The 8,063-nt window shown below is 70.3% G+C and carries 8 protein-coding genes; all 8 read right to left on the bottom strand.

Translation table 11 applies throughout. From position 1 onward, the window contains the following. Positions 1-1,423: alkaline phosphatase D family protein (locus I4I78_RS26840; RefSeq protein ID WP_308252378.1), on the bottom strand; the 1,423-nt coding region annotated here is incomplete at its 3' end. Positions 1,424-1,600: 177 nt separating this feature from the next. Next, positions 1,601-1,861, bottom strand: a complete 261-nt coding sequence (locus I4I78_RS26835; RefSeq protein ID WP_218614283.1) for a DUF6457 domain-containing protein — start codon at positions 1,859-1,861, stop codon at positions 1,601-1,603. Beyond that, positions 1,858-2,013, bottom strand: coding sequence for a hypothetical protein (locus I4I78_RS26830; RefSeq protein WP_218614286.1), 156 nt, complete (start codon positions 2,011-2,013; stop codon positions 1,858-1,860). The genes I4I78_RS26835 and I4I78_RS26830 overlap by 4 nt, the downstream gene beginning before the upstream one ends. Then, positions 2,010-3,407 carry an OFA family MFS transporter gene (locus I4I78_RS26825; protein ID WP_218614282.1) on the bottom strand — a complete coding sequence of 466 codons (1,398 nt, stop codon included), beginning with the start codon at positions 3,405-3,407 and terminating at the stop codon, positions 2,010-2,012. The genes I4I78_RS26830 and I4I78_RS26825 overlap by 4 nt, the downstream gene beginning before the upstream one ends. Before the next feature lie 111 nt (positions 3,408-3,518). After that, a complete protein-coding gene (gene clpX / locus I4I78_RS26820; RefSeq protein WP_218614281.1) occupies positions 3,519-4,799 on the bottom strand; it encodes an ATP-dependent Clp protease ATP-binding subunit ClpX in 1,281 nt (426 codons plus the stop codon). 147 nt (positions 4,800-4,946) lie between these two features. Continuing rightward, positions 4,947-5,633: an ATP-dependent Clp protease proteolytic subunit gene (locus I4I78_RS26815; RefSeq protein WP_218614280.1), complete on the bottom strand. Its 687-nt coding sequence runs from the start codon at positions 5,631-5,633 to the stop codon at positions 4,947-4,949. Beyond that, positions 5,633-6,232 (bottom strand): ClpP family protease, encoded by a 600-nt coding sequence (locus I4I78_RS26810; RefSeq protein WP_218614284.1) that lies wholly within the window; start codon positions 6,230-6,232, stop codon positions 5,633-5,635. The genes I4I78_RS26815 and I4I78_RS26810 overlap by 1 nt, the downstream gene beginning before the upstream one ends. Before the next feature lie 277 nt (positions 6,233-6,509). Beyond that, entirely contained in the window at positions 6,510-7,979 is a 1,470-nt protein-coding gene (tig, locus tag I4I78_RS26805) for a trigger factor (RefSeq protein ID WP_218614279.1), read from the bottom strand. Positions 7,980-8,063 lie beyond the last annotated feature (84 nt).

Genomic DNA, 8,063 nt, shown 5'->3' with positions numbered 1-8,063 from the left:
GGGACGCGCCCTGTCGCGACGGGCCGCGGGTGAACACCGCCTCCGGACCGAACGTCGGGTCCAGCTCGCTGGGGCCGAACGCTCCGGCGTGCAGCGGGCCGGAGACGAACTCCCAGAACGGGTCGAAGCCGTCGAACGCGGCCCGGTCCGGCGAGTAGTGGTGCGCGGCGGTGTAGTGCACGTCCGCGGTCACCCAGACCACGCCGCGCACCTTCTTCCGGGCCAGGGCCGTGAGCACCCCGGCGATCTCGGACTCGCGTCCGGTCGGCGCGCCCGGCTTCCCGTTCGCGACGGCCTCCCAGGCCGTGTCGCCGTCCGGGACCAGGACACCGATCGGCATGTCCGACTGGACGATCTTCCAGGTGGCCCGGCTCGAGCTCAGCGCGTCGACCAGCCAGCGGGCCTGACGCTCGCCCAGGATCCGCCCGCGGTCCCCGGTGTTCGGCCCGTTGGCGTCCCGGTGGTGGCGCATGTCGAGCACGAAGACCTCGACGTGCGGGCCGTACGGGATCCGCCGGTACACCCGCCCGTCGACGGCGGTGCGCGGGTCCAGCGGCACCCACTCGTGGAACGCCCGGAACGCGCGCTCGGCGAGCACGTCGACGCGCTTCTCGGTGTACTTCGCATCGGTCAGGATCTCGCCGGGGTACCAGTTGTTGGTGACCTCGTGGTCGTCCCACTGGTTGATCTGCGGAACGCTCGCGTTGAACCGGAGCACGTTCTCGTCGAGCAGGTTGTAGGCGTACTGGCCGCGGTACTCGGCGAGCGTCTCGGCGACCTTGCGCTTCTCCGGCGTGACGACGTTGCGCCAGGTCCGCCCGTCCGGCAGCACCACGGTCTCGGTCAGCGGCCCGTCGGCGTAGACGGTGTCGCCGCTGTGCAGGAACAGGTCCGGCTCACGGTCGGCCATCGCGGAGAAGATCCGCATCCCGCCGACGTCCGGGTTGATCCCCCAGCCCTGCCCGACCACGTCGCCGGACCACTGGATCCGGGCGCCGTCGCGCGGTCCCGGCGTGGACCGGAACATCCCGGTCACCGGCGCGCTCGCACCGCGCCCGTCCAACGACTCGGCGACGACGCGGTAGTGCACCTCGCGCGACGTCGCGGGCACCCGCATCCGGCCGGTCAGGTCCGTCGCCGGGGTCAGGACCGGGCCGCGCAGCCGACGGGAGCGGCGGAACTCCGGGTTGTCGGCGACCTCGACCACCATCCGCGACGGCCGGTCGGCGCGTGTCCACACCAGACCGGAACCGGGCAGCACGTCACCGGACTGCACCCCGTGCGTCAACGACGGACGGTCGGGACGCAGGAGTGACGGTCCGGCGGTGGCGGACGCCGGGGTGGAGGTGGCGAGCACCGGGACGGCGAGGCCGCCCAGGGCGGCCGAACGGATCAGGGCACGACGGGTCAGCGGGGAGCGCACCCCACTCTTGTAACCCGGACGGGCGACCCACGACCGGACACAACGGGCGACACCCCGATGAACACTCCACGACGCCCCCGCACCACCCGCGGAGCACCCCGAGGGGAACCCCCGGGACGCCCCCGTGAGCGAGGGGGCCCCTCGGGACACCCGCGCCGGCCCGGTGGCCGGAGTGGCTCAGCCGTCCCAGTTCTCGGCGAGGTCGGAGAGCTTGGCCGCGAGCTCCTTGACGGCCTCGTCGGGCTCGTCGGCGCGGCCCGCGGCGATCCCGAGCAGGAACGCCGTCACCGGCGCACCCGGGCGGGAGACGCCGTGGGCCACGTCCGAGGTCAGGTCCAGCACCGTGTCGACGGCGGCGACCGTGTCCACGTCGTGCAGCCCCAGCTCGCGGGTGACGGCCGTGACCCAGGGAGCCATCGCCGTCGCGTCGTCGCTCACCCGAACAGCGCCGGGATCTTGACCAGCAGCTCGTAGAGGCCCCAGCCGAACGGCACGACCACCCACAGCCAGGCCAGAACGGCACCGACCCACTGCAGCGGCGTCCACGGGGCAGCGGTCCCGGCCGGCGAGCTCTCGTGTGCGGTGCTCATGCCTGCGCCCCCTCGGTGGTGGCCTTCACGTCGGCCTTCGGCTCGTGGAACCGCGCGTTCACCGGACGGATCAGCTCGTTGCACACGAACCCGACGGCCAGCAGCACGATCATGATCGTGAACGCGGTGGTGTAGCGGGCCGGGCCCTCGACCCCGGACTCGATCCGGGCGTCGGCGATCGCGTTGACGATCAGCGGCCCGAGCACCCCGGCCACCGACCAGGCCGTCAGCAGGCGACCGTGGATGGCCCCGACCTGGTAGGTCCCGAACAGGTCGCGCAGGTAGGCCGGCAGCGTCGCGAACCCGGCCCCGTAGAACGACAGGATCAGGATGGCGCAGATCAGGAACAGCACCTTGCTCGAGTCGGTCAGCAGGGTCACGGCCAGGTAGAGCAGCGCCCCGACACCCAGGTAGATCCGGTACATGTTCTTGCGACCCAGGACGTCGGACAACGACGACCAGCCGAGCCGGCCCGCCGAGTTCGCCAGCGACAGCAACGCCGCGAACCCGCCCGCGGCCGCCGTCGCCGCCACGGCCACGCCCACCGGGAAGAAGTCCTTGTAGATGTCCTGCGCGCGTTCCAGGATCCCGATGCCGGCGGTGACGTTGAAGCAGATCACCACCCACAGCAGCCAGAACTGCGGAGTGCGGATCGCGTTGCGGGCCGAGACGTTGGCCGAGCCCACGACGTCGGCGCCCGCGGCGGGCGGCGTCCAGCCTGCCGGTCGCCAGCCTTCCGCCGGAACCCGGATCAGCAGTGCCCCGAGTGCCATGAAGACCAGGTAGATCAGGCCCATGACCAGGAACGTGGTCGCGACCCCGGAGGTGCCGGCGGGTCCCTTGGTGGTGCCGCCGAACGCGGCGAGGAGCTGGTTGGTCAGCGGCGTCGCGATCAGCGCGCCGCCACCGAACCCCATGATCGCGATGCCGGTGGACAGGCCCGGCCGGTCCGGGAACCACTTGATCAGCGTCGAGACCGGCGAGATGTAGCCGATGCCGAGCCCGATCCCGCCGACGCCGCCGTACCCGAGCACCACGAGCCAGTACTGGCCGGTGGCCACGCCCAGCGCGGAGATCAGGAAGCCGGCCACGAAACAGGACGTGGCGACCACCATCGCCCAACGGGGCCCGCGTGCGTCCACCTTCGTCCCGAACACCGCGGCCGAGATCCCCAGCATCACGATCGCGAGCTGGAACGGCAGCGCGCTCAGCACACCCGCGCTCGGGTTCCCGGACAGCACGGTGCCGGACAGCGCGGTCTTGAACGCCGTCCACGCGTACGCCTGGCCGATCGCCAGATGGATGGCCAGCGCCGCGGGCGGGATCAGCCAACGACTCCAGCCGGGCGGGGCGACGATCCGCTCCCGCGACAGGAATCCTGCACTGGCCGCCATGGCGCCCCTCCCGATCTGCTACTGCGTCCGGTGCAACCTATGTACCCGGCCCGGATACGGCAACAGGACCCGGTCGCTGACCGGGTCCTGTTGCGGCAGAGGAGGTGTGGATCACGCCGAACGGTCGCGGCGCTCCCGACGCGGGGGCTGGCGCGGCACGATCGTCGGGTTGACGTTCTCGCGCACCGTCTGGTCGGTGACCACGACCTTGGCCACGTCGTCGCGGCTCGGGATGTCGTACATGACCGGGAGGAGGACCTCCTCCATGATCGCCCGCAGGCCACGGGCACCGGTGCCGCGCAGGATCGCCATGTCGGCGACCGCCTCCAGCGCCTCGTCCGAGAACTCGAGCTCGACGCCGTCCATCTCGAAGAGCTTGCGGTACTGCTTGATCAGCGCGTTCCGCGGCTCGGTCAGGATCTTGACCAGGGCTTCCTTGTCCAGCGAGGTCACCGACGCGACGATCGGCAGCCGGCCGATGAACTCGGGGATCAGGCCGAACTTGATCAGGTCCTCGGGGAGCGTCTCACCGAAGCTCTCCGAGTTGTCCATGTCCTTCTTGGAGCGGATCTCCGCACCGAAGCCGATGCCGCTGCGGCCGACCCGGTCGCCGATGATGCGCTCCAGCCCGGAGAACGCGCCGGCCACGATGAACAGCACGTTCGTCGTGTCGATCTGGATGAACTCCTGGTGCGGGTGCTTGCGGCCGCCCTGCGGGGGCACGCTGGCGGTGGTGCCCTCGAGGATCTTGAGCAGCGCCTGCTGGACGCCCTCGCCGGAGACATCGCGGGTGATCGACGGGTTCTCCGACTTGCGGGCGATCTTGTCGACCTCGTCGATGTAGATGATCCCGGTCTCGGCGCGCTTCACGTCGTAGTCCGCGGCCTGGATCAGCTTGAGCAGGATGTTCTCGACGTCCTCGCCCACGTAGCCGGCCTCGGTCAGCGCCGTGGCGTCGGCGATCGCGAACGGGACGTTGAGCAGCTTCGCCAGCGTCTGCGCGAGGTAGGTCTTGCCGCAGCCGGTCGGGCCGAGCATCAGGATGTTCGACTTGGCGATCTCGATGCCGTCGCCGTCGGCGCCGCGCCCGCGGTCACCGGCCTGGATCCGCTTGTAGTGGTTGTAGACCGCCACCGAGAGCGTGCGCTTGGTGGTCGACTGCCCCACGACGTACTGGTCGAGGAACTCGTGGATCTCGGCGGGCTTGGGCAGCTCGTCGAGCTTGACCTCACCGGCCTCGGCGAGCTCTTCCTCGATGATCTCGTTGCAGAGGTCGATGCACTCGTCGCAGATGTACACGCCGGGGCCGGCGATCAGCTTCTTGACCTGCTTCTGGCTCTTTCCGCAGAACGAGCACTTCAGCAGGTCTCCACCGTCACCGATGCGTGCCATAGGTGTGAATCCCCAGTCCGAGTTCGGCGCAGTGCCTGTGCGGTACCCACCCGTGGTGAGTCTGTGTGACGGTACCTGCCCCGACCCGTCGCCGGGGACCCCAACGGGAGTCCCGGTCGGCGACGGGTCGGCGGGCGGTCGTCCTGCCTATCCGGTCGCGGAGAGCTTCCGGCTCTGCACGATCTCGTCGATCAGGCCGTACTCCTTGGCCTCCTCGGCCGTGAGGATCTTGTCCCGGTCGATGTCCTCGTGCACCTGCTCCGGCGCGCGGTTGGTGTGCCGGGCCAGGATCTCCTCCATCCGACGGCGGATGCGGGAGATCTCGGTGGCCTGGATCTCCAGGTCCGACGCCTGGCCGTAGACGCCCTCGGTGGCCGGCTGGTGGATCAGGATGCGGGCGTTCTCGACCGCCATCCGGCGCCCCGCGGTGCCCGCGGCGAGCAGCACGGCCGCGGCCGAGGCCGCCTGCCCCAGGCACACGGTCTGGATGTCGGGCCGGATGAACTGCATCGTGTCGTAGATCGCCATCAGCGACGTGAACGACCCACCGGGCGAGTTGATGTAGACGCTGATCTCGCGGTCCGGGTCCAGCGACTCGAGCACCATCAGCTGGGCGATCGTGTCGTTGGCCGAGGTGTCGTTGATCTGCTCGCCGAGGAAGATGATGCGCTCCTCGAAGAGCTTGTTGTACGGGTTCGACTCCTTGACCCCGTAGCTCGTGCGCTCCACGTAGGACGGCAGCACGTAACGCGCACGCGCCTGCTCCGGCGCGTGACCGCCGGGCGCCCACGAGTCGGCGCCCGACACGGGGCGACGCGGATCGAAGTTGCTCATCAGGCGCTCCCGTTCGGCGAGGTGGTGGAGATCCGGCCGGCGTGGGTCACCACGTGGTCGACGAAGCCGTAGTCCTTCGCCTCCTCCGCGGAGAACCACCGGTCACGGTCCGAGTCGCGCGTGATGGTCTCCACCGACTGTCCGGTGTGCCCGGCGATCAGCTCGGCCATCTCGTGCTTGGTCTTGCGGAGCTGGTCGGCCAGGATCGTGATGTCGGCCTCCGTGCCGCCGATGCCGCCGGAGGGCTGGTGCATCATGATCTTCGCGTGCGGCAGTGCCGAGCGCTTGCCCGGGGTGCCGGCGGAGAGCAGGAACTGCCCCATCGAGGCGGCCATGCCCATCACCGTCGTCGCCACGTCGCACGGCACCAGGTTCATGGTGTCGAACACGGCCATGCCGTCGTTGACCGAACCGCCGGGCGAGTTGATGTAGAGCTGGATGTCCTGCTCGGGGTCCTCGGCCGCGAGCAGCAGCATCTGCGCCGCGATCCGGTTGGAGATCTCGGAGTCGACCTGCTGACCGAGCACGATGATCCGCTGCTGCAGCAGGCGCTCGTACACCGAGTCGCCGAGGCTCATGCCGCTCGACGCGGCGCGCATCTGCGGACCGGAGGCCGTCACCCCGGGGAATACGGCCCCGGGCCCGTTCACGCTGCGCCCCGCGATGTGCGGGCCGGTGTCCTGCTGGCTCACTTCACCCTGCCTTCTGAAATCTGGGGCCATGTACGTCGGATCCGTTGTCCGGGCCGGGTGTCCCGACCCGCATCGGCCCCCTCTCGGAGCCGGTTCGGGGCCGACCCTACGCGGACCCGGAGGCCCACGTAGGGATCAACCCGCGATGTTCGCCGAGAGCGCACCGCCCCGACGAACTCCCAGCTCAGGCCTTCGCCGCAGCGGCGTCGTCGGCCTTGTCGTCGTCGGGGCCCGCGGCCTCGTCGTCCGCCTCGGCCGAGGTCTCCACGACCTCGCCCTCGACGGTGGCCGGGGCATCGTCGGCGGCCGGGTCGGTGACCTCGACCTCGTCGTCGGAGCCGAGCAGGTCGGACAGGTCGACCACGTCGCCCGAGGGCAGCGTGACGGTCGCCGCGCGCACGGCGGTGATCAGCGCCTTGCTCCGGCGCACGTCCTGGTAGATCGCGCCGAGCTGACCGGCCTGCTGAATCTGCTGGACGAACTGCTCGGGCGCCATGCCGTACTGCTGGGCTTGGTACATGATCCGCTCGGTGAGCTCCTGGTCGCCGACCGAGACCTCTTCCTTGTCGGCCAGCGCGTCGAGCACCAGGCGGTAGCGGACGGCCTTCTCGGCCTCCGCCTTGGCCTCGGCGTCGAACTCCTCGCGGGTCTGGCCCTGCTGGGTGAGGAACTCGGCGAAGCGGTCCTCGTCGTGGTCGAACGCGTGCACGGCGTCGTGCGTGCGCGAGTCGACCTCGGCGGCGACGACGCTGTCCGGCAGCGGCACCTCGGTGCTCTCGACGATCTGGTCCAGCAGCCGGTCGCGAGCCTGGGTGGCCTGCTCCATCCGCTTCGACGAGCCGAGCCGCTCGCGCAGGTTCTCGGTCAGCTCGTCGAGCGTGTCGAACTCGCTGGCCAGCTGGGCGAACTCGTCGTCGGCGTCGGGGAGCTCGCGCTCCTTGACGGCGGTGACCTTGACCGTCACGTCGGCCTCGCGGTCGGCGTACTCGCCGGCCACCAGGGTCGACGTGAACGTCTTCTCCTCGTCGGCCTTCATGCCGGTGATGGCCTCGTCGATGCCGTCGATGAGACCGCCCTGGCCGACCTCGTAGGAGAAGCCGGTGGTGGCCGCCTCCTCGATCTCGGTGCCGTCGACCGAGGCCGACAGGTCGATCTGCACGAAGTCGCCCTCGGCCGCGGCACGGTCGACGCCGGTCAGCGTGCCGAACCGGGCACGGAGCTGGTCGAGCTGCTCGGTGACGGCGGAGTCGGTGACCTCGACCTCGTCGACCTCGACCGAGAGCGTGTCCAGGTCGGGCAGCGTGATGTCGGGTCGGACGTCGACCTCGGCGGTGAACGTCAGGCGCTCGCCGTCGGCGATCTCGGTGACCTCGATGTCCGGACGCCCGATCGGCGTCACGTCCTCGGCGCCGGTCACGGCCTCCGAGTACTTGTTCGGGATCGCGGCGTTGACGACCTCGTCGAGAACGACGCCGCGGCCCAGCCGGGCCTCGAGGATCCGGGCCGGGGCCTTGCCCGGGCGGAAGCCCGGGATCTTCACCTGCTTGGCGATGCTCTTGTACGCGCGGTCGAAGTCGGGCTTGAGCTCGTCGAACGGCACCTCGACGTTGATCCTGACGCGCGTCGGGCTGAGGTGCTCGACGGTGCTCTTCACGGTGGGAACTCCTTGCCGGTGCTGACTGAGGTACAGGTCGCGCCGCGGCGACCACGACGCCCCGCTGACGTCGCGGACTCACTC

The sequence above is a fragment of the Pseudonocardia sp. KRD291 genome (genome assembly GCF_019263595.1).
In the GTDB taxonomy this organism is placed as follows: Bacteria; Actinomycetota; Actinomycetes; order Mycobacteriales; family Pseudonocardiaceae; genus Pseudonocardia.
The sequence above is the reverse complement of the archived record's forward strand: the minus strand, read 5'-3'. Positions and strand labels throughout refer to the sequence as shown.

Coding starts and splice junctions, on each gene's coding strand:
- I4I78_RS26810 (WP_218614284.1), bottom strand. CDS start 6,232: ATGCGCGCCGCGTCGAGCGGCATGAGCCTCGGCGACTCGGTGTACGAG.
- I4I78_RS26815 (WP_218614280.1), bottom strand. CDS start 5,633: ATGAGCAACTTCGATCCGCGTCGCCCCGTGTCGGGCGCCGACTCGTGG.
- clpX (WP_218614281.1), bottom strand. CDS start 4,799: ATGGCACGCATCGGTGACGGTGGAGACCTGCTGAAGTGCTCGTTCTGC.
- I4I78_RS26830 (WP_218614286.1), bottom strand. CDS start 2,013: ATGAGCACCGCACACGAGAGCTCGCCGGCCGGGACCGCTGCCCCGTGG.
- I4I78_RS26825 (WP_218614282.1), bottom strand. CDS start 3,407: ATGGCGGCCAGTGCAGGATTCCTGTCGCGGGAGCGGATCGTCGCCCCG.